Here is a 21547-nt window from a genome sequence, read left to right as displayed (position 1 = left end):
TTTGTTAGCGCAAATCATATCTCAATTAATCCTTTCGTCTGCTCAGATTTCTGAAAACAATTACAGATAATTATACCATCAAACGCAGGGGGTTTCAACAAAAGCCGTACAGATTTTGCATAAAAACCTTCCATTTCCCGCAAAATTCGCTGGTATTTGGTATTTTATTAGAATACTATCTGAAAAAGCTGTTGGTTTATTCGCCGCCGAAGGCAGGGAATCAACTGTATTTCCCGCAAAGCGGCTTTTGCGATGATAGGATGAGAAAAAGTCTTTCCCGCATATTTCCCAAAAATCCATGCAGGCCCAAAAACGCGCGCCCATTCTCAGGCCGGGAATTACTTCCCGGAAAAGCCCAGTTCCTGAGAAAGGCCGCGCTTGGTTTCGAGCACATATTCCGAAAGCTCCAGCACGCGTTCGTCAGACATGCGCGATACCGGGGCGGAAATGCTGAATGCGTTTGAGGCGCGGCCGTAAAAATCCGTTACGCAGGCCGCGATGCAGCGCACGCCCAGCTCGTTTTCTTCGTTGTCAAGTGCGTAGCCCTGGCGCCGAATGAGCTCGATCTCTTCCATCAGCCGCTCGAGTGTGACGATCGTGTGCGGAGTAAAGGGGCGGATCTTGCTCTGCTTCCATACCTCCCGAATTTCGCTGTCCTTCATCTGCGCCAGAATCGCCTTGCCGACCCCTGTGGAATACATGGGCTGTCGCAGGCCGATCCGCGACACCATGCGGATGCTGTTGGCGTCGGATTCCACCTTATCCACATAGACGATGTGCGTGTTTTCGCGCTGAACGAAGTGCACGGTTTCGTGTGTCTGCCTCATCAGGCGCTCCAGGTAAGGGTGGGCCACCGCAAGAATATCGAGCTTCGAGAGAAGCATCCCTGCCAGCCCCAGAATCTTATAGGTGGGCAGATATTTCCCCGATTCTTCCTCCTGCCGCGCATAACCCATCAGAATGAGGGATTTCAGCAGGCGGTGCACCGTGCTTTTATGAAGAGAAAGGCGTGTGCTCAGCTCGGTCAGCGTGACCGGGCCGTTTTGCACCAGAGCCTCCAGTATTTCAAAAATACGCTCTGCCGACTGAACGGGATTTGTTTGGGGCATACAGCGATTTCTTCCTTTCCAATGGATGAATGATTTTAGATTACAGTGACTGACCATTAGGATTCGATGAGCATTGTGCCTGAAAATGGGTACAAATCGTTCCTTTTGAATTCGTGTTTTTATAGTATCACAGTGTTTGGGGAAAAACAATTGGAAAGCTGTCAGATTCTATTGACTTCACGCGTGGAAACAGTATAATAAAAGTACAAAGAAAATGAAACTTGGTTCCACATTACGAAACTTTGGTAAAGAGGTGCTGAACATGAATGATGTATTGAAAAAGATCGGTGCGATCGGAATTGTTCCCGTTGTTAAAATCGACGACGCGAAGGATGCCGTACCGCTGGCAAAAGCGCTGTGCGAAGGCGGCCTGCCCTGTGCGGAGGTAACCTTCCGTACCGATGCGGCGGAGGAAGCCATTCGTGCCATTGCAAAGGCATACCCCGAAATGCTCGTCGGTGCAGGCACGGTTCTGACGACCGAGCAGGTAGACAAGGCGGTTGCGGCGGGCGCTACCTTTATCGTCAGCCCGGGCCTGAACCCCAAGGTGGTAAAGTACTGTGTGGAGAAGGGCATTCCGGTCACCCCCGGCGTATCGAACGCGAGCGACATCGAGCAGGCCATTGAGCTTGGCCTCGACGTGGTCAAATTCTTCCCGGCCGAGCAGGCGGGCGGCCTTGCGATGATCAAAGCGCTGGCGGCCCCTTATGTGAAGATGAAATTCATGCCCACCGGCGGCATCAACGCGAAGAACCTCAACGAATATCTGGCCTATAATAAGATTCTGGCTTGCGGCGGCAGCTGGATGGTAAAGCCCGAGCTGATCAGCGCCGGCGAGTTCGACAAAATCCGCGACATGACCCGCGAGGCGGTTCAGACCATGCTGGGCTTTGAGCTTGGCCATATCGGCATCAACACCAAGGATGCGGCCGAGGCCGGTGAGCTGACCGACGCGTTCAGCGACATTTTCGGCTTTGCTAAGAAAGAGGGAAGCAGCTCCTTCTTTGCCGGTACAATTATAGAGATCATGAAATATAAGGGCTTTGGCGATCACGGCCATTTCTCCATCAACACCAATTCCCTGCCCAGAGCCATCAGCTATTTTGAGAGCCGCGGCATCGAGTTCGATCCGGATTCCGCGAAATACGATGACAAAGGCAATATGACCATTATTTATTTCAAGCGCGATTTCTGCGGCTTTAGAGTTCATCTTGCCCAGAAAAAGTAATAGGAACCGAATCAAAAATCATATTTGCTGAAAAACAGAAATTTTCCCTTCGTCTTCGGCGGGGAGCGGAAAACGTTTTGGAAGAAATCACTATGTTATTTGGAGGATTTTCAGATGAAAGTAGTTACCTTTGGAGAAATCATGCTGCGCCTTGCACCGGAAGGCTATTATCGTTTTGTTCAGGCAGAGAGCTTTGGCGCCACCTATGGCGGCGGTGAGGCAAACGTGGCGGTATCCCTTGCCAATTTCGGCATTGACGCCAGCTTTGTCACGAAGCTGCCGAAGCATGACATCGGCCAGAGCGCCGTTAATTCCCTGAGAAGATACGGCGTGGATGTTTCTAAAATCACCCGAGGCGGCGACAGAGTGGGCATCTACTTTTTAGAGAAGGGCGCCAGCCAGCGTCCGTCCAAGGTCATTTACGACCGCGCTGGTTCCGCGATTGCGACCGCACAGCCCTCCGACTTCCACTGGGATGATATTTTCGAGGGCGTGGACTGGTTCCACTTCACCGGCATTACTCCCGCGATCAGCGACAGCGCGGCGGCAATCTGCCTTGAGGCCTGCAAGGCCGCGAAGCGCCACAATGTCACCGTCAGCTGCGATCTCAATTACCGCAAGAACCTGTGGTCCCGCGAAAAAGCCGGCCAGGTGATGGGCGGGCTGATGGAGTATGTCAACGTGTGCATCTCCAACGAAGAGGACGCCAGCGATGTGTTCGGCATCAAGGCGGCGAATACCGATATCACCGGCGGCAAGATCAGCCACGAGGGCTATAAAGAGGTCGCGAAGAAGCTGGCCGATACCTTCCACTTTGATAAGGTTGCCATTACTCTGCGCGGTTCCATTTCCGCCAGCGACAACAACTGGGCGGCCATGCTGTACGACGGCAGCGACTACTATTTCAGCAAGAACTATCTCATCCGCATTGTAGACCGCGTCGGCGGCGGCGACAGCTTTGGCGGCGGCCTGATTTACTCTCTGCTCAACAGCTACGCTCCGCAGGATGCCATTGAGTTTGCGGTGGCGGCCAGCTGCCTGAAGCACTCGATCGAGGGCGACTTCAACCAGGTTTCTGTGGACGAAGTCAACAAGCTTGCCAAGGGCGACGGCTCCGGCCGCGTTCAGAGATAACGTTCGGGCGAATCAGCGCCGCGCTGTGCGGCGTGCGGAAAGGGCTCCCGGAGAATCATTCATCCGGAGGCCCTTTCCTTCATCAGAGACGGCTCTGGGAAATAGAGGCTGATACCAAAATCTGCGATGAAAAAGTGAAGCACGGTTCTCTTCCCTTGCCAAAGGCGGGGGAAGTGAACCAGCATGATTCACCGTTTTGATTGGCAGAGCAGAGTTATTCGTAAAAAAGGAGCAGATGTCATGGAATCCAAACGACCTTTTGACGCCATCACCTTTGGGGAAATCATGCTGCGGCTTTCGCCCACCATCAACGAGCGGATCGTTGACGGGGTGGTCTTTGAAAAGCGCGCGGGCGGCTCTGAGCTGAATGTTTCTTCGGGCCTGTCATTGTTAGGACTGCGCACGGGCATTATTTCCAAGCTTCCGCGCAGCGAGATCGGTACCTTCATCAAAAACCGCATCCGCTTCGGCGGCGTCAGCGATGACTTTCTGCTGTACGACGAAAGCCGCGATGCCCGCCTGGGAGTCTATTATTATGAAAACGGCGCGCACCCCAGAAAGCCCTGCGTGGTGTACGACAGAAAGCATTCCTCCATCAACAGCATCACGCTTGAGGAAATCCCTGAATCCGCCTACACCAGCACGCGCGTGTTCCACACAAGCGGCATCTCTCTGGCGCTGAGCCGGCAGACCCGCGAGGTGGCGCTGGAGCTGGTTCGCCGTTTTCGCGCGGGCGGGGCAAAGATTTCGTTCGACGTGAACTACCGCGCCAATCTGTGGGAGGAGGACGAAGCCCGGCGCACGATCGAGAGCATCCTCCCGTACATCAACATCCTGTTCGTGTCCTCTGAAACGTCGCGCAGAATGTTCCAGAAAACCGGCGAGCTGCACGACATCATGAAGAGCTATTGCCAGGACTACGGGGTAGAGGTGGTTGCGACCACCAACCGGCAGATCATCAGCCCCAAGCAGCATACCTTCGGCTCGATTCTGTACAGCGCCAAAGAGGATCGGTTCTATGAGGAAGAGCCGTATGCCAACATCGAGGTGGTAGACCGCATCGGCAGCGGCGACGCGTATGTGGCGGGCGTTTTGTTCGGTTTGCTGAAATACGGCGATCATCAGAAGGCGCTGGAATTCGGCAACGCGAGCAGCGCCGTGAAAAATACGGTGCCGGGCGATATGCCGGCCTCCGATTTCCGCGATATTGAGCGTCTGATAGAGGAGCACCAGAACAAGGGCCTTCAGAGCGAAATGAACCGCTGATCAAACTGAAAAAGCACAGCGCAGATGAATTTTCTGCACTGTGCTTTTTTTGCTGTATTTGCAGTATGGGGGAGGGGGATTTGAGGGCGTTCCTTGACTTTGTCAATCTGTTTCTGTAAGATAAAATCACAGGATATGGTTCTGGTGGCAAAAAACAGAACGCACAGAGCGTCTGTTGCTTTCTATATCAAAAGCAGTTTTCTGCCAAGGGCCTTTCGGCACGCCATGAATTCCGACCAGAAATCGAAGGGGGAAATGGAAATGTATCAAATTTCAAACTTTATCGACAACGACGATATTACCACGCTGGCTTCTTTGGGGGCCTTCACCGTTCTGGAGTATCAGCGCGACCTGAGTGTTATGCCGCAGGATGCGCAGATCGCCTATTTTGCGAATGCGATGAATGTGCGCAAACGCCAGGTTGTGTGCGATCTCAGCAAAGCGAACGGCGGGATTACCCTGCAGGCCGGCGCAATGCAGTGGACGGTTGGGAACGTAAACGCCACCACCGGCATCAAGGGCGTGGGCGATTTGCTGGGCAAGGCGATGCGCGGCAAGGTAACGGGGGAATCGGCAATCAAGCCGGAATATACCGGAAACGGCACTTTGGTGCTGGAACCGACCTACCGCCATATTCTTCTGGTTGATCTTCAGGATTGGAATGGCTCCATCGTGCTGGATGACGGCCTGTTCCTGGCCTGCGAATCCACCCTCAAGCATAAGGCCGTTATGCGCTCGAATTTTTCATCGGCGGTGGCCGGCGGCGAGGGGCTGTTCAATTTGGGCGTCAGCGGCAGCGGCATCCTCTGCCTGGAATCCGTCTGCCCGCGTGAGGAGCTGGTCGAGATCACGCTGCAGGACGATATTTTGAAGGTGGATGGAAACATGGCGATCGCCTGGAGCGGCAGCCTGAATTTCACGGTGGAGCGCTCCGGAAAATCGTTGATGGGCTCCGCTGTTTCCGGCGAGGGTCTGGTCAATGTATTCCGCGGAACCGGTAAAGTTTTGCTGGCCCCGGTCGCACAGGGAATTGCGTGATATCGAAGCGGGAGGGGAGAGCTTGGAGACGCAGTACCTCAGGCGGGTGGAGCTGACCGGATTGCCGGAGCAGCGCTGCTACTGGAAAGAGCTTCCGGCGGTTCAGAGCCTGTGGGAAAGCCCGCTTTTGCTGGAACAGCCGGTCACATTTCTGGTGGGGGAAAACGGGACGGGAAAATCCACTTTACTCGAAGCGATCGCCGTGGCCGCGGGGTTTAATCCCGAGGGCGGCACCCGGAATTTCTCCTTTTCCTCCAGAGAAACGCATTCCGAGCTGTATGAGTACCTGCGTCTTGTCAAGGGGTACCGCCGCCCAAGGGACGGTTTTTTCCTGCGAGCCGAAAGCTTTTATAATGTGGCGACGAATATCGACGAAATGGATGCAGCACCCTCCTTCAGCCCCAAAGTGATCGAAAGCTACGGCGGCGTATCGCTGCACGAGCAGTCGCACGGGGAAAGCTTTCTGGCTTTGGTGCTCAACCGGTTCGGGGGAGACGGTCTGTATCTTCTGGATGAACCGGAGGCCGCGCTGTCTCCGTCGCGCCAGATGTCGCTGCTGGTATACCTTCACCGTCTGGTGCAGCAGGATTCTCAGCTCGTCATCGCGACGCATTCACCAATTTTGATGGCATACCCCGGTGCGTGCATCTATGTGCTGTCAAAGGACGGCGGGATTTGCCGCACCGCCTATGAACGGACTGAGCATTATGTTGTGACCCGGGAGTTTTTGAACCACCCGGAAAAGATGCTGCGGTATCTGCTGGACGAAAAAGATGCTGCTGATTAGAGTTAGCAGACCGAGCCCGTGTTGAAAAGCATGGCTTTATTTTGAATTGCTTCCCATCAGATCACGAGCAGATGTGATACGAATCATCGATGAAAAAGGGAAAAACGGTTCTCATCCATGGCTGTGGGGGAGAGAATCGGTTTAGCACATTTTTTTATAGAAGATCAACAGGATCATCCCGGAGGAAAGGATTTGACATGAAAAAAGTTTTGAATGGTATTCTGTTCTCAGCTTTGTTTTTGATTACGATGTCCTCCTGCGGGGGAATGGACCCGATCCCGCAGGTCAAAATAGAAAACGCTCTGAACGGTTCAGAAATGAATTTCCCGATGAAATTTGATTCGGGCCTTTATCTTTACAATCCGCTTTCCACCAGAGTGGAAAGCGACCTGGATTTTGCCGGTATTGACGCACAACTGCAAAAAATATATCCGGATGTCAAGATAATAACAGAGACATATCAGGATTCCTATTTGTACGCTCGCGCGTCTGCAGAGAATTCAAAGCTTTCCTTTCTCGTCGGGAGGGTTCCAAATTCCGGATCAGACCAGAAAAATCAGTATATATTTTCCGACCTGACGGCGCGGATCATCTCTTCGGAACAAAGAACTGCGGAGATCGTTTTTCCTTATCCATTGGTGAAGGATTCCATCACTGTTTTTGAGTCCAATAAGGCGTGGGGCTTTACTGCCGGACAGAAATACGAAACAGGGTATACCATCGACGACTTTGAAAAGTTCTATCGGGGGATGTTGGAATTTTATCAGGTTTCCGATGCTTTTGATTGTATTCAAAAGCAGGGGAGCGTTTTGACGATCCGATCCCCGCTGATTGTATTTGACAGCGCAAAGGCGTTTTCCGGGACGAAATTCCCGCCGCCCCAGGCGATTGCATTTCATTTTTCAGAAAACCATACCTTCACGCTGGAGATGCAATATCTGTAAATAGATGCACGACTGAGACCAACATCAAAAAAGGGCTTTGCCGATTCAAAACCGGCGAAGTCCTTTTGCGATTTATGATATTACTTTTAAATTCTGGTCTTACAGGAGGCGGAATCATCGCCTGGACAGTTTCCGTCCGACTGAATGGCTTCCTCCAGCGTGTGCCAGGCCAGTACTGCGCATTTTACGCGCGCGGGCAGCTTTGAAATGTTCTGGAACGCGGCGGCGTCCTCCAGTTCATCCTGGGCTTCTTCGTCCAGCTTGCCTTCCTTGATCATGGAGAGAAACGTCTCGGCCAAATGCATCGCTTCCTCTTTTGTTTTCCCTTTGATCAGATCGATCATAATGGAGGCCGAAGCCTGTGAAATCGCACACCCAATCCCGGTAAAGGAAGCGTCTTCGATGATGCCGTCCTTCTCGCGAATCTGCAAAGAGATTTCGTCGCCGCAGGTCGGGTTTACGCCTTTGATTACAGCGGTGGGGTTTTCCAGCTCGCGCTTATTGCGCTTGGAGCGGCTGTTCTCCGTAATGATCTCGGTATAAATCTGATCAAGCTCCATAGCCCATCACTCCTCTGACTTTCTTCAGGCTTTCCAGAAACGCGTCGATGTCCTCTTTGGTGTTGTACACGGCAAAGCTGATGCGGCTGGTCGCATACACATCCAGATGGTGCAGCAAAGGCTGTGCACAGTGATGTCCCGCACGGATGCAAACGCCGTCCGCATCCAGAATGCTGGCTACGTCATGGGGATGAACATCCTCTACGAGAAACGAAATCGCGCCGTAGCGCTCGTTTGCGGGAATATCGCCGCCCAGTATGGCAACGTGGGGAATCTGACGCATCCCTTCCAGCGCATAGGCCATCAGCTCGTGCTCAATGCGGGTGATTTTTTCCCAGCCAATCTCCTGCATGAATTTGACCGCCGCGGCCAGACCGACCGCACCGGCGGCGTCCTGCGTACCGGCTTCAAATTTCTGGGGGATGGGGGCGTAAGTGGTCACCTGCTCCTCCACAGAATCGATCATATCGCCGCCGGAAAGGAACGGGGGCATTTTCTCCAGCAGCTCTCTGCGGCCCCACAGCGCGCCGATGCCGAGCGGTGCGTACATTTTGTGGCCAGAAAATACCGCAAAATCCACACCGAGCTTTTCAACATCCACAGGAAAATGGGGGATGCTCTGCGCGCAGTCCAGCACCACAATGGCGCCGACCTCGTGCGCGCGCTTTACAATTTTTTCAACCGGAAGCTGAACACCCAGCACGTTCGAGATATGGGCGACAGAAACCAGCTTTGTCTTTTCTGTAATTTTCGCGGCGATTTCCTCGTCGGAAATCCGTGCGCCGTCGGTCAGGTACAGGTAGTCGAGAGAAGCGCCGACCACCCCGGCAACGTGCTGCCACGGCACCAGATTGCTGTGGTGCTCTGCGATGGAGATCGTGATGCCGTCGCCCTCAGAGAGAAAGTTCAGGCCGTAGCTGTACGCAATCAGGTTCAGAGCCTCGGTGGCATTGCGGGTAAAGATCAGCTCCGCCGCGTCCTTTACGCCGATAAAGCCGGCAACCACTTTGCGGGCATCCTCAAACGCATCGGTGGCGCGCACGGCCAGCTCGTAAACGCCGCGGTGCGGATTGGCGTTATCGTGGCGGTAAAAATCATCCACGGCCTTTAAAACGCTGACCGGACGCTGCGCGGTGGCGGCGTTATCCAGATAAACGATCGGCTTGCCGTGTACCTTTTCTTTCAGTAAGGGGAATTGTTCCTGAATCCGGTTCATGCGTTGCTCATCCTTTCCTTCAGCCAGTCGTGGACAGATTCCCGCAGTGCTTCTTCCGGGATTTTCTCCAGAGCCGGTGTGAATTGGGCCTCAATGACGATCTGCTTGGCCTGCGGCTCTGAAAGTCCGCGGGACATCAGGTAGAACAGCTTGCCGGGGTCGATCTTGCCGATGCTTGCGGCATGCTGGCCTTCTACGTTCTCTTCGCCGCACAGAATCAGCGGCGCGGTGCGGTTGCGCACCTTGGGGCTGAACAGCAGGGTGTACTCGCTTTCATGCCCGACGGAATAAGCGGCTCCGCGCAGAAAATCGATGGTGCCGCGGTAAATCTTCTGGCTTTCATCCAGCAGGGCGCCGTTCGCGTGGATTTCACTTTCGGTTTCCTTGCCGATATGCTGCGCCACATAGTTCATATCAATGATTCTGGATTTGTCGCCCAGATAAATCGTTTCCGCCTCAAAGCGGCTGCGGCGTTCTTCCAGCCGGGCCTTGCAGCCCGAAAAAATCTTGTGCGCGCCCAGCTCGATGTGAATGACCTCCACTACGGCGTTTTCTTTTTCGATCACGCCGACGTCGTCAAAATGGAACGCGTTGTCGTCGAGCAACTGTACCTGCACCAGACGCACGTGCGCTCCGCGCTCCGCGACAATCTTGGTCAGGCTGGTGTGGAATACGCTTGCGCTGCCCTGTGAACGGTAAGAAAGCACCAGCGTGACGCTGCTGTTTTCTTTTGCATAAATGGTGTTGTAATCGGCAAGCGCGGGACAGGAGGCGTCCAGCACATATTCCGCGGTGATCGGTTCCTCGGCGCTGCCTTCGGCAGTCAGGTGGATTCCCGCGTTTTGGTTCTGCAAAACAAATTGCTCCGCGTCTTTGCCCATGCCGGTCTCTATTTGCTCCGCGCCGTTAAAGGCTGCGGCATTCTGCTTGATTCCCTGCGGCAGGTTCAGAGCCTGCGGTTCCCACGCGGCAAATTCGCCGGGGATTTTTTCTTCCACCGCCGTGCCGTTGACTCCGAGCCATTTCCAGGTTCTGACCGGCAGCAGGTTTACTTGATTCAAGGTGATATTCATTGCAAGGCTCCTTTCCTCATCCGATGCTGCCGCTCATTTCGAGCTTGATCAGGTTGTTCATTTCCACGGCGTATTCCATCGGCAGCTCCTTTGCGATCGGTTCGGCAAAGCCGCTGACGATAATGGAACGCGCGTCGTCCTCGCTCAGGCCGCGGGTCATCAGGTAGAAGATAGCGGTATCGCTGATCCGGCCGATTTTCGCCTCGTGGCCTACGTCGGACTCGTCGTTCTGAATGTCCATCACCGGAATCGTATCGGAACGGGATTCGGAATCCAGCATCAGGGATTCGCACGAAACGGAGGATTTGCTGTGCGCCGCTTCGGGGGTGATGACGACGCTGCTGCGGTAAATACAGGTACCGCCGTCCTTCGAGATCGACTTGGTGCTGATGCGCGAGCTGGTGTTCGGCGCGGCGTGGATGACCTTCGAGCCGTTATCGAGGGTCTGGCCCTTGCCGGCAAAGGTGATGCCGGTAAATTCCGTGCGCGCGCCCTCGCCCTTTAACACGCTCATGGGGTAGAGGCAAGAGGTGTTGGAACCGAACGAACCCGAAACCCATTCGATCGCGCCGCCCTTTTCGACCAGCGCGCGCTTGGTGTTCAGGTTATACATGTTCTTCGACCAGTTTTCAATGGTGGAGTAGCGCAGGCGGGCATTTTCGCCGATAAACAGCTCCACGCAGCCGGCGTGCAGGTTTGCTACGTTATATCTCGGGGCGGAACAGCCCTCGATGAAATGCAGGTACGCATTCTTTTCCACAATGATCAGGGTGTGCTCGAACTGGCCGGCGCCCGGCGCGTTCAAGCGGAAATAAGACTGCAGCGGGATCGTCAGCTTCACGCCCTCGGGAACGTAAACGAACGAGCCGCCGGACCACACCGCGCCGTGCAGTGCGGCAAATTTATGGTCGCTGGGGGGAACCAGCTTCATAAAGTGCTTGCGGATCATTTCGGCGTACGGGCCGTGCAGCGCGCTTTCTATATCGGTATAAACAACGCCCTGTGCCTCTACCTCGGCGCGCACGTTGTGGTACACGACCTCGGAATCGTACTGGGCGCCGACGCCCGCGAGCGAAAGGCGCTCCGCCTGGGGAATGCCGAGGCGTTCAAAGGTATTTTTAATGTCTTCGGGAACCTGCTCCCATTTGCTGCTCATGCTGGTTTTGGGGCGGACATAGGTCACGATATGATCCATATCCAGGCCATCGAGAGAGGGGCCCCAGCCGGGCAGCGGCATTTCATTATAAGTGTGCAGGGACTTCTGGCGGAACAGACGCATCCATTCCGGGTCTTTTTTCTCAACGGAAATCTGGTTTACGATTTCCGGCGTCAGGCCCGAATCGACGGTAAAGGCGGCGTCAACCTTGTCCTTCACGTCGTAGATGGTTCTGTCTATGTCGTCAACCCTTGTTTTTTCTTCTTCAAAGGCTCTCAATTGCGGACACCTCCCGCTTCAAAAAACTGGAAGCCCTTTTCATTGATTTCCTGAATCAGGCTGCTGTCGCCGGTATGCACGATCGTGCCGTTTACCAGGATGTGAACGTAGTCCACCTTCAGGCCGTCCAGAATCTTTGCGTTATGCGTGATGATCAGCAGGGAATTTTTATCGTTGCGGAACTGACGGATGCCCTTCGAAACAACCTTTACGGCGTCTACGTCCAGACCGGAATCTGTTTCGTCCAGAATCGCCAGCTTGGGGTTCAGCATCAGCATCTGCAGAATTTCGGATTTCTTCTTCTCACCGCCGGAAAAACCGACGTTCAGGTAACGCGCGGCGTAATCCTGGCTGATTTCCAGCGAATCCATCAGGCTTCTCATTTCTTTCTGGAACTTCAGGATGCGGGGGGCCTCACCGGTCACCGCCTCGCGGGACACGCGCAGAAAGTTGCCCAGCGCGATTCCGGGAACCTCTTCGGGATTCTGAAAGGAGAGGAAAACTCCCTTTTTCGCACGCACATCGGTCGGCTCGTTCGTAATGTCGTCTCCGTCGAACACGATGTTACCCTGACAGATATTATATTGCGGATGGCCCATTATGGCATACCCCAGGGTGGATTTACCCGCGCCGTTGGGGCCCATCAGCACATGCGTTTCACCGCTGCGGATGGTAAGGTTTAGCTTGTCCAGTATCACCTTATCTTCAACACCCACCTGCAGGTTTTCTACTTTCAGCAATTCATGGGACATGAATGTTCACCTCATTATTTAGATTGAAATTAGGAATTGAAATGGAGGCTAATGTATACTAATTTCGTATACTTAATTCGCATATTTCATTATACCCCTTTTTTTACAGGATGCAAGAGAAAAAACAAAATAAATTCCCCATTTGCACAAGTTTTTTTCATGAATACTGCTTTTCCCCCGAGGATCAATGGTTTTAAACGGATTTTCACGTTTGGAATCCCAATCTGATCTCCCAAAAACACGCATTCCGCTTGTGTTTTCTCTCCATGCCCAAGACAGGGGCGAGAGAACTGTTTTTTTGCTTTTGATCCGCGGACAGAGAGTCGGAAGAAACCGCATCATTTTGGTTTCTGGGAATCTCTGCGAATGAAGCTATCAGAATCTGGCAATAATGAACGTGTAACAGCCAGACAGTTTCAGAGTGGAAGGCGGGGGAGTCATGCAGTATAATAAAGTAGAGATCTGCGGAGTAAACACGGCCAAGCTAAAGGTGCTGACCGAGGCCGAAAAACAGATGCTGCTGCAGAAAATCAAGCACGGAACACCAGCGGAGAAGAAAAAAGCACGCGAGGAAATGATTAGCGGCAATTTAAAGCTGGTTTTAAGCGTCATTCAGCGCTTTACCAACCGGGGAGAAAATCTGGACGACCTGTTCCAGGTGGGGTGCATCGGGCTGATGAAGGCCATCGATAATTTCAATCCCGATCTGGATGTCCGGTTTTCCACCTACGGAGTGCCCATGATCATCGGCGAAATCCGGCGCTATCTGCGGGACAACAACAGCGTCCGCGTCAGCCGGTCCATGCGCGACACCGCTTATAAGGCGATGCAGATGAAGGAGCGAATGACAGCGGAAAACGGAAAAGAGCCCACGGTAAACGAAATTGCCAAGGCGCTTGGCCTGCAGCGCGAAGAAGTCGTTCTGGCACTGGAGGCGATCGTCGAGCCCGTATCCCTGTATGAACCGGTTTTTTCCGACGGAAACGATACAATCTATGTGATGGATCAGGTAGGGGACAAAAACGACGACAGCAACTGGCTGGACGAAATCGCGCTGAAGGAAGCCATCAGCGACCTGAGCGACCGGGAAAAACGGATTCTCTCCATGCGCTTCTTCCAGGGAAAAACCCAGATGGAGGTCGCGGGAGAAATCGGTATCAGTCAGGCACAGGTTTCGCGGTTGGAGAAAGGTGCGTTGGACAAGATCAAGAAAGAGATTTAATCTCTTTTCCTTAATCATACAACCGTACCTTAGTATCTGGCAAAAATCTCAAAAAATGATTTTAAAATAGAAAAAAGGGCGTTTTTTCTTTCCGTTTCTTTGTTCCGGAAGAAAAATTTGCTTTTGACCGGCCCATCGATTTGTCCGCGGGTGTTAAAAGGCACCAATGGATGAATATAGATAGCATCAGGCGGGAGGTGTGCCTGATGACGAATTGCAGAATGGCCGATATGAGGAACAAAGAGGTTATCAGTATCAAAGACGGCACCAGACTTGGCGCCGTAAACGACATTGAGATTGAACTGAAAACAGCAAGAATCAGTGCAATCATTATTTATGGCCGGCTGAAGTGGCTGGGCCTTCTGGGTCGGGAGGACGATATCGTCATCCGCTGGGAGGATATTCAGATCATCGGGGAGGAAACGGTTCTGGTGGATTTCTCGGTGCCGTTCCGCCCGAAAAAGCGGTTTGGCAGCGGCTGGTTCCACACGTGATAAAATTCGCGGAAAATCAGGAAAAAACTTGCCAAATCCTCTGTGCCGTGCTATAATACTCCAGTAAATCACACACGCCGCGCTTTGACGCTATGGTGCCCTTCGCGGGTTTCCCGTCAAAATAAAGGTGCGGCGGCGGAATAACCAAGGAGGATTTTTCGTATGGCAGTAGTATCTATGAAACAGCTTTTGGAGGCCGGTGTACACTTTGGCCACCAGACCAGAAGATGGAACCCCAAAATGGCGGAGTACATCTTCACCGAGCGCAACGGCATCTACATCATTGACCTGCAGAAGACCGTAAAGAAGCTCGAAGAGGCTTACAGCTTTGTCCGTACCCTTTCTGAAGAGGGCAGACCGGTGCTGTTTGTCGGCACAAAGAAGCAGGCTCAGGATTCTGTTCGTGAAGAGGCGGAGCGCGCAGGCGCTTACTATGTGAATGCCCGCTGGCTGGGCGGCATGCTCACCAACTTCCGCACCATTCGCCGCAGAATTGACCGCCTGAACCAGCTCAAGACAATGGAAGAAGACGGAACCTTTGAACTGCTCCCCAAGAAGGAAGTTGTAAAGCTCCGTTTGGAAATTGAAAAGCTCGAGAAATTCCTCGGCGGCATCAAAGACATGCGTCAGATCCCCGGCGCTCTGTTTATCGTAGACCCCCGCAAGGAGCGCATCGCGGTAGCAGAAGCGAAGAAGCTCGGCATCCCGATCGTTGCGATCGTCGATACCAACTGCGATCCTGATGAGATCGACTATGTCATCCCCGGCAACGACGATGCGATTCGTGCGGTCAAGCTGATTTCCGCAACGATGGCCAACGCGATTGCAGAGGGCAGAGAGGGCCGTATGGGCGCTGCCGCTGCAGAAGAAAAAGAAGAGGCGCAGGCTGAATAAGCCGCTTTAACAGCTCTAAGTTGAGAGAAAAGATACCCGCCTGATTTCAGACGGGTATTTTTTGAGGATACTGTACCACAGGCGCTGCGCGTGCTTTGTGGTATCATAAGCCGCGGGGCGGCTTATGATACCAGGCTCCGCCAATTGATAAGTATACCACAACGGCGCGTTGCGCCTGTGGTATCATAGATTTTCAAAGGGATCACAAGCCGCTTTTCGGTTGTGATACCGCAACACAATAGAATCGGAGGAAAAGAAAATGGCTTTTACAGCAAAAGATGTAGCAACGCTTCGCGAGAGAACCGGCTGCGGAATGATGGATTGTAAAAAAGCTTTGACAGAATCAAACGGTGACATGGACGCCGCGGTCGATATTCTCAGAGAAAAGGGCCTGGCTGCCGCAAACAAGAAATCCGGCCGTATCGCAGCGGAAGGCGTAGCGTATGCGCAGGTAAACGCTCTCGGCAATGTTGCTGTGGTGGTAGAAATAAACGCGGAAACCGACTTTGTTGCCAAGAACGCCGAGTTCCAGGCATTTGTTAAGACGGTGGCCGACACGGTGGAAGAGCAGAACCCCGCGGATGTGGATGCTCTGCTGAATCTCACGGCTTCCGGTTTCGATAAGAAGGTCGACGATCTTCTCAAAGAGAAGATTCAGACAATCGGCGAGAACATCAAAATCCGCCGTTTTGCCCGTATGGAGGGCCCTGTTGTAAGCTATGTGCATGCGAACGGTCGAATCGGCGTTATCGCACAGTTCGGCACCTCTGCTGAAATTGCGGCGAAGCCTGAGTTCCAGGAGTATGCCAAGAATATCGCGATGCAGATTGCTGCGGTAAATCCGTCCTACCTCAACGAACAGGCTGTTCCGGCTGATGTGGTTGAGCATGAGAAGAAGATCCTGACCGAGCAGGTCATCAACGACGGCAAGCCCGCCGCGATCGCAGAGAAGATCGTTGTCGGCCGTCTGTCTAAGTTCTTCAAGGACATCTGCCTCGTTGATCAGGTTTATGTCAAGGACAGCGACAAGAACGTTCAGCAGTATACCGATTCCGTAGCCAAGGAGCTTGGCGGCGAGATCAGCATCGAAGCATTTGCCCGTTTTGAGAAGGGCGAGGGCCTCGAGAAAAAAGAAGATAATTTTGCGGACGAAGTCGCCAGCATGGTGAAATAATCCGTTTCCCATTGGTATGGAAAAGAGCAGGGAGGAATTTTCCCTGCTCTTTCTTTGTGTTTACTGGGCGCTTTTTCCCGCAAGCCGGAGCATGTTCGCCTGAGGGTCGACCGCAACCTGAATCCGCTGCTTTTGATTCAGCGTTAAAATATAGGTGTTGTCGTCCTGCTGCTCATTGACGCTGATGACCTTGCCGTCCTTGGGGCTTTTGACTATCATGGCATGATCCTCGATTGCAACCTGATAGATGTTTTTTCCGAGGCTGATGTTTGTCAAACTGTTTCCGGCCGAATCGGTTGTAACCGATTCAAGCATGATCCCTTTGTCTGCAATGCTCTGGTTGCTCATAATGGATTCGGATGTACCCGACAGCGCTTTGGAACCGGCCAGCAGGATTGCTGCCGATAAGGTGACGGTGAGTGTTCCCAACAGAATGTTCTTTTTCGTTTTTTTCATAACACTTCTCCCTTCTTTACATAATCTTGTTACTTATTTAATAACACATTGAACACAAAAAGTCAAAAACTGGAAGCGGCTTTTCAGGCTCTTCACGGCAAATTGCAAAATTATTGTGAACAATGCGTATCGGTAATAAGAATATTGGCAATCCTCTTGTGAAAACGGGCGATTAAGGCTTTACTTTCTTTTTCTCCTATTGTAAAATATAGTAAAATCATAATGGGGTGTTATGAATTGCAACCTAAATATAAAAGAGTTCTGTTAAAGCTCAGCGGCGAGTCGCTGGCCGGCGGAAAAGAGCATGGTATTGATTTTGATACGGTGCTGAAGATTTGTGCGCCGATTAAAGCCTGCGCGGATCTTGGTGTTCAAGTCGGTATCGTTGTGGGCGGCGGCAACTTCTGGCGCGGCCGAAGCAGCGGAAAGATGGATCGTACCAGAGCCGACCATATGGGAATGCTGGCAACGGTGATCAATGCGCTCGGTGTGGCAGATGCCCTCGAGCAGCTGGGTGTGCCCGTACGGGTGCAGACGGCAATCACCATGCAGCAGGTCGCGGAGCCCTATATCCGCAACCGTGCGGTGCGCCACCTGGAAAAGGGACGCGTTGTGGTGTTCGGCTGCGGCACCGGCAATCCGTTTTTCTCTACCGACACGGCGGCTTCTCTGCGCGCTGCGGAAATTGACGCTGATATTATCATGAAGGCCACTCTCGTGGACGGCGTGTACGACAGCGACCCCAAACTGAACGAAACGGCGGTAAAGTTCGACTCCCTTTCGTTTATGGATGTTCTGAATAAGGATCTGCATGTCATGGACAGTACGGCGGCTACCTTGTGCAAGGACAACGATATTCCGATTCTGGTATTCAGCATTGCGGACCCCGAAAACATTCTGCGGGCCGTGTGCGGCGAGCCGATCGGAACGCTGGTAAAATAATTGATTTTACAAAAGCAAAAGTGAGAAAGGAAGATTGTAATGCAAGAGGTACTGACCCAAGCGGAAACCAAAATGAAGAAAACTCTTTCCGTCCTGACCAATGAGTACACCACGATCCGGGCAGGCCGGGCCAACCCCGCAGTTCTGGATAAAATCATGGTGGATTATTACGGCACCCCTACGGCTGTGAACCAATTGGCGGCGATTTCTGTGTCTGAGGCGCGGCTTTTGACCATTCAGCCGTGGGACGCTTCTTCTGTCCGCGCGATCGAAAAGGCGATCCTCAGCTCCGAGCTCGGTATCAATCCCCAGAGCGACGGCAAGGTGATCCGCCTGATGTTCCCGCAGCTGACCGAGGAGCGCCGCCGCGACATCACGAAGGATATCGCCAAAATGTCGGAAGAAGCCAAGGTGGCTGTGCGCTCTATTCGCCGCGATGCGATTGAAAAGCTCAAGGCGAAGAAGAAGACTGCCGAAATCACCGAGGATGATCTGAAGCAGGGTGAGAAAAAAACGCAGGATTTAACCGATAAATACTGCAAGGAAATTGACATACTATTTGAAAAGAAACAGAAAGAAATAATGGAGATATAAAACCGGCTTATGAATCATGTTTCAGACCAGGAGCAGCCCATCATTCCCCGGCATTTGGGCATCATTATGGACGGCAACGGCCGCTGGGCGAAAAAGCGGGGCCTTCCGCGTTCGGCCGGTCATACGGCCGGGGCGGCTAATTTTAAAAAGATCACCCGGTACTGTGCTTCCATTGGGGTCAAATATCTGACGGTGTACGCCTTTTCCACAGAAAACTGGAAGCGCCCGTCCGATGAAATCGAAGCGCTGATGAGGATTTTTCAGCAGTATCTGGAAGAAGCGCTGCGGGATTTTCTGGGCGAAAATATCCGTGTAAAATTTCTTGGGGATCTTTCTGTGTTTCCGCAGCATCTGCAAAGTTTGTTTGCCCGTACAGAAGAGGTATCCGCCGATAAAACGGGGATGGTTCTGAATATTGCGATGAATTACGGCGGCCGCGCGGAGTTGACCCACGCGGTTCGTCTTTTGGCGGAGCAGGTGCAGAAAGGCACCCTTCTGCCGGAGCAGATTACGGAAGATCTGATTTCGCAGCATCTTTATACGGCCGGCCAGCCGGACCCGGATCTGGTGCTGCGCCCCAGCGGGGAATACCGCATTTCTAATTTCCTGTTATGGCAGTCGGCCTATACGGAGTATATTATCATGGATAAACTCTGGCCGGATTTTACGACCCGAGACCTTGACAGCGCTCTGCGGGAGTTTTCGAATCGGAACAGGCGCTTTGGGGGGATTTGATTTTGAAAAATCGAGTGATGTCCGGAGTCGTTCTGATTCTGTTTCTGGCGGCGATCGTTGTGTTCAACGTTCGTTTTCCTCCCGCGCTGAATCTGGCTGTCGCCCTCATTTCGGTTTTGGCGATCAATGAACTGATTCAGGCGCTGGGGATCGCAAAGCAGTATGTCCTGGTGGTCCCGAGCCTGCTGTTTGCGGCGGCATTGTTTTTTGTGCCGGTCGGGCTGGGAACACAGACCGCTTATTATGTATATACCGTGGTCATGTTCGCGATGCTCATCGCCTTCAGCAGCACGATTTCGTTCCATCATCTGATCGTGCTGTACAGCATGACCCTCATGATTCCCACGATGCTGGGAACCATTCTTGGTCTGCGTGAATTTGACGACAGACACGGCATGTTCTACGTGATCATTGCGATTTTTTCCGCCTGGATTTCCGATACCGGCGCGTTTGCCGCGGGCAGTCTGTGGGGGCGGCACAAGCTGTGTCCCAAGATCAGCCCGAAAAAAACGGTTGAGGGCGTTATCGGCGGCCTTGTGCTGAACGTAGCCGCCATGCTGGTGTTTGGGTATATTTTTCAGGTGTTCTTTTATGCCTATCAGGTCAATGTGTCTTATCTCTCGCTGCTGCTGATCGGCGTTGGCGGCGCAGTGATGTCTGTGCTGGGCGACTTGATCTTCTCGCTCATCAAGCGAAGCTGCCACATCAAGGATTTCGGGGAGCTGATCCCCGGGCACGGCGGGATTCTGGACCGGTTTGACAGCGTAATTTTCGTGTCGCCGTTTGTTTATCTGCTGGTGCAGGTGCTGCCGGTTGTTGTGCACTGATTTTTTTCTGCAAAACGGGTAAAAAATAATAGTGTCACTTTCAAAAGCGGCTTTGCGCGAAAATAATACTCCTCTCATCAAAGGCGGAAGAAGCATTCCAAAGTTTTTTTGAAATGGAATTCCTTTGAGTGAGATATCGAAACAGAATGGTGAATACGAATGGATAAGAAAATCTCTTTGCTTGGCTCCACCGGTTCTATCGGCACGCAAACCCTGGAAGTGGCGAGAATGCACGGTTTTTCGGTGTGTGCGCTCGCGGCTCACAGTAATATACAGCTGCTCGAAGAGCAGATTCGTGAGTTCCGCCCGGCCCTCGCGGCGGTGTTTGACGAAAACGCCGCCCAGGATTTAAAGGAGCGCGTACGCGATCTTCCGGTGCGCGTCGCCGCAGGAATGGATGGGCTTTGTCAGGCGGCTTCCATACAGGAAGCAGATATTGTTTGTAATGCGGTGGTGGGCATGGTAGGGCTTCTTCCTACCATGGCCGCCGTTTCTGCCAAAAAGGATGTTGCGCTGGCCAACAAGGAAACGCTGGTGGCCGGCGGTGCGCTGGTGATGAAGGCCGCGCGCGAAAACGGCGTGCGGATTCTGCCGGTAGACAGCGAGCATTCCGCAATCTTTCAGTGCCTGCAGGGCTGCCCGCGGCCGTCGGCGGTAGCGCGGCTGATTCTCACCGCGTCCGGCGGGCCGTTTTTCGGCAAAACACGCGAAGAGCTGGAGCAGGTTACGCCCGAGCAGGCGCTGCGCCACCCCAACTGGAGCATGGGCGCCAAGGTGACGATCGATTCCGCCACCATGATGAACAAGGGTTTGGAGATTCTCGAGGCCTCATGGCTGTTTGACATGCCGGTTTCTCAAATCGATGTGGTAGTGCACCGCGAAAGCATCGTTCACTCCATGATCGAGTACCAGGATTATTCGGTTCTGGCGCAGCTTGGCGTACCGGATATGCGCATCCCGATTCAGTATGCGCTCACCTGGCCGGAGCGCCTGCCGTCCCCTGTAAACCGCCTGAGTCTTACAGAGCTCGGCACACTGTCGTTTTACCCGCCGGATGAACAGGCGTTTCCGTGTCTCGGCCTTGCAAAGCAGGCCGCGCAGCAGGGTGGCCTGACTCCGGCTGCGATGAACGGGGCGAACGAAGAAGCGGTAAAGCTGTTTCTTTCGGGCCACATCCCGTTTTTACAGATTCCGCAGCTTGTTGAAGCTGCAATGAAAAGGCAGGCCGCCGGGCAGCCTGAAACGCCGCAGCAGGTTCTGACGGCGGACCAAAATGCACGGAATTTCGTTTTGGAAAGCGTACAATAAAATCCATGCGGTTCCCTTTCAAAATACACTTGTACCAAGATGAAAATTTCTTCCCTGCCAAAGAAGGGAAAGAAATCAACGGCTCTTTTGAAAGTGGAACTGCGGTAGACTGATGAGGTGAATATGATTATCAATATCCTGCTTATTCTGTTTGCGGTGCTGTTATTTGGCCTGATCATTTTCATTCATGAATTCGGCCATTTTTTCACGGCAAAGCTTTCAGGGATCCGTGTCAATGAATTTGCGATCGGCATGGGTCCAACACTGTTTCATTTTCAAAAGGGAGAGACTCAGTACTCGCTGCGCCTGCTGCCCATCGGCGGTTATTGCGCCATGGAGGGGGAAGACGAGAGCAGCGA

At 52.9% G+C, this 21547-nt stretch carries 23 protein-coding genes; 16 read left to right on the top strand and 7 right to left on the bottom strand.

Annotated elements, in window-relative coordinates:
- Positions 1–338 precede the first annotated feature (338 nt).
- Complete coding sequence (locus TY09_RS15195) at positions 339–1109, bottom strand: IclR family transcriptional regulator (RefSeq protein ID WP_042436174.1); 771 nt, start codon at positions 1107–1109, stop codon at positions 339–341.
- A gap of 262 nt (positions 1110–1371) precedes the next feature.
- On the opposite strand from TY09_RS15195, the gene TY09_RS15190 reads away from it, so the two are divergent.
- The 6 genes from TY09_RS15190 (at position 1372) to TY09_RS15165 (ending at position 7506) form a co-directional block, all read left to right on the top strand.
- Positions 1372–2337 (top strand): VOC family protein, encoded by a 966-nt coding sequence (locus TY09_RS15190; protein ID WP_009060015.1) that lies wholly within the window; start codon positions 1372–1374, stop codon positions 2335–2337.
- Between the two features lie 114 nt (positions 2338–2451).
- Positions 2452–3471 carry a sugar kinase gene (locus tag TY09_RS15185; protein ID WP_042436172.1) on the top strand — a complete coding sequence of 340 codons (1020 nt, stop codon included), beginning with the start codon at positions 2452–2454 and terminating at the stop codon, positions 3469–3471.
- Positions 3472–3711: 240 nt separating this feature from the next.
- A complete protein-coding gene (locus tag TY09_RS15180) occupies positions 3712–4737 on the top strand; it encodes a sugar kinase (RefSeq protein WP_042436170.1) in 1026 nt (341 codons plus the stop codon).
- A 261-nt stretch (positions 4738–4998) separates the two neighbouring features.
- Entirely contained in the window at positions 4999–5775 is a 777-nt protein-coding gene (locus TY09_RS15175; protein WP_042436178.1) for an AIM24 family protein, read from the top strand.
- Positions 5776–5797: 22 nt separating this feature from the next.
- Positions 5798–6562 carry an AAA family ATPase gene (locus TY09_RS15170; protein WP_081759681.1) on the top strand — a complete coding sequence of 255 codons (765 nt, stop codon included), beginning with the start codon at positions 5798–5800 and terminating at the stop codon, positions 6560–6562.
- A gap of 197 nt (positions 6563–6759) precedes the next feature.
- On the top strand, positions 6760–7506 hold the full coding sequence (locus TY09_RS15165) for a hypothetical protein (protein ID WP_042436168.1): 747 nt from the start codon (positions 6760–6762) through the stop codon (positions 7504–7506).
- 86 nt (positions 7507–7592) lie between these two features.
- On the opposite strand, the gene sufU is transcribed toward TY09_RS15165, so the two are convergent.
- From sufU to sufC, 5 genes are read right to left on the bottom strand one after another with little or no spacing between them, the layout of a single operon-like run.
- Positions 7593–8066: a Fe-S cluster assembly sulfur transfer protein SufU gene (sufU, locus tag TY09_RS15160; protein ID WP_009059969.1), complete on the bottom strand. Its 474-nt coding sequence runs from the start codon at positions 8064–8066 to the stop codon at positions 7593–7595.
- Positions 8056–9282, bottom strand: a complete 1227-nt coding sequence (locus TY09_RS15155) for a SufS family cysteine desulfurase (protein WP_009059996.1) — start codon at positions 9280–9282, stop codon at positions 8056–8058. The genes sufU and TY09_RS15155 overlap by 11 nt, the downstream gene beginning before the upstream one ends.
- Positions 9279–10355, bottom strand: a complete 1077-nt coding sequence (locus TY09_RS15150; RefSeq protein WP_042436166.1) for a SufB/SufD family protein — start codon at positions 10353–10355, stop codon at positions 9279–9281. Before TY09_RS15150 ends, TY09_RS15155 begins: the two co-directional genes overlap by 4 nt.
- 16 nt (positions 10356–10371) lie before the next feature.
- Complete coding sequence (gene sufB / locus TY09_RS15145; protein WP_042436164.1) at positions 10372–11790, bottom strand: Fe-S cluster assembly protein SufB; 1419 nt, start codon at positions 11788–11790, stop codon at positions 10372–10374.
- On the bottom strand, positions 11787–12542 hold the full coding sequence (sufC, locus tag TY09_RS15140; RefSeq protein WP_042436162.1) for a Fe-S cluster assembly ATPase SufC: 756 nt from the start codon (positions 12540–12542) through the stop codon (positions 11787–11789). The genes sufB and sufC overlap by 4 nt, the downstream gene beginning before the upstream one ends.
- Before the next feature lie 439 nt (positions 12543–12981).
- Here sufC and sigG point away from each other — a divergent pair, with 439 nt between their 5' ends.
- The 4 genes from sigG to tsf all read left to right on the top strand — a co-directional run bounded on the left by sigG (position 12982) and on the right by tsf (position 16326).
- A complete protein-coding gene (gene sigG, locus TY09_RS15135; protein WP_009060007.1) occupies positions 12982–13764 on the top strand; it encodes an RNA polymerase sporulation sigma factor SigG in 783 nt (260 codons plus the stop codon).
- Between the two features lie 206 nt (positions 13765–13970).
- Positions 13971–14258 carry a YlmC/YmxH family sporulation protein gene (locus tag TY09_RS15130; RefSeq protein ID WP_009060029.1) on the top strand — a complete coding sequence of 96 codons (288 nt, stop codon included), beginning with the start codon at positions 13971–13973 and terminating at the stop codon, positions 14256–14258.
- Positions 14259–14420: 162 nt separating this feature from the next.
- Positions 14421–15152 carry a 30S ribosomal protein S2 gene (gene rpsB / locus TY09_RS15125; protein WP_009059985.1) on the top strand — a complete coding sequence of 244 codons (732 nt, stop codon included), beginning with the start codon at positions 14421–14423 and terminating at the stop codon, positions 15150–15152.
- A gap of 259 nt (positions 15153–15411) precedes the next feature.
- Positions 15412–16326: a translation elongation factor Ts gene (gene tsf, locus TY09_RS15120; RefSeq protein WP_042436160.1), complete on the top strand. Its 915-nt coding sequence runs from the start codon at positions 15412–15414 to the stop codon at positions 16324–16326.
- Positions 16327–16386: 60 nt separating this feature from the next.
- On the opposite strand, the gene TY09_RS15115 is transcribed toward tsf, so the two are convergent.
- A complete protein-coding gene (locus tag TY09_RS15115; protein WP_042436158.1) occupies positions 16387–16782 on the bottom strand; it encodes a hypothetical protein in 396 nt (131 codons plus the stop codon).
- Positions 16783–17019: 237 nt separating this feature from the next.
- Here TY09_RS15115 and pyrH point away from each other — a divergent pair, with 237 nt between their 5' ends.
- The 6 genes from pyrH to TY09_RS15085 form a co-directional block, all read left to right on the top strand.
- A complete protein-coding gene (gene pyrH, locus TY09_RS15110) occupies positions 17020–17724 on the top strand; it encodes a UMP kinase (protein ID WP_009060011.1) in 705 nt (234 codons plus the stop codon).
- A gap of 39 nt (positions 17725–17763) precedes the next feature.
- On the top strand, positions 17764–18318 hold the full coding sequence (gene frr / locus TY09_RS15105; RefSeq protein WP_009059989.1) for a ribosome recycling factor: 555 nt from the start codon (positions 17764–17766) through the stop codon (positions 18316–18318).
- Positions 18319–18327: 9 nt separating this feature from the next.
- On the top strand, positions 18328–19053 hold the full coding sequence (locus TY09_RS15100) for an isoprenyl transferase (RefSeq protein ID WP_042436156.1): 726 nt from the start codon (positions 18328–18330) through the stop codon (positions 19051–19053).
- A 2-nt stretch (positions 19054–19055) separates the two neighbouring features.
- Entirely contained in the window at positions 19056–19880 is an 825-nt protein-coding gene (locus TY09_RS15095) for a phosphatidate cytidylyltransferase (protein ID WP_242841513.1), read from the top strand.
- Positions 19881–20039: 159 nt separating this feature from the next.
- Complete coding sequence (locus tag TY09_RS15090; RefSeq protein WP_042436151.1) at positions 20040–21188, top strand: 1-deoxy-D-xylulose-5-phosphate reductoisomerase; 1149 nt, start codon at positions 20040–20042, stop codon at positions 21186–21188.
- A 123-nt stretch (positions 21189–21311) separates the two neighbouring features.
- A partial coding sequence (locus tag TY09_RS15085) for a site-2 protease family protein (protein ID WP_042436149.1) occupies positions 21312–21547 on the top strand: 236 nt, incomplete at its 3' end.

Origin of the sequence: Faecalispora jeddahensis (assembly GCF_000577335.1) — a bacterium.
In the GTDB taxonomy this organism is placed as follows: domain Bacteria; phylum Bacillota; class Clostridia; order Oscillospirales; family Acutalibacteraceae; genus Faecalispora; species Faecalispora jeddahensis.
This window is presented reverse-complemented; position numbering and strand designations above follow the sequence as displayed.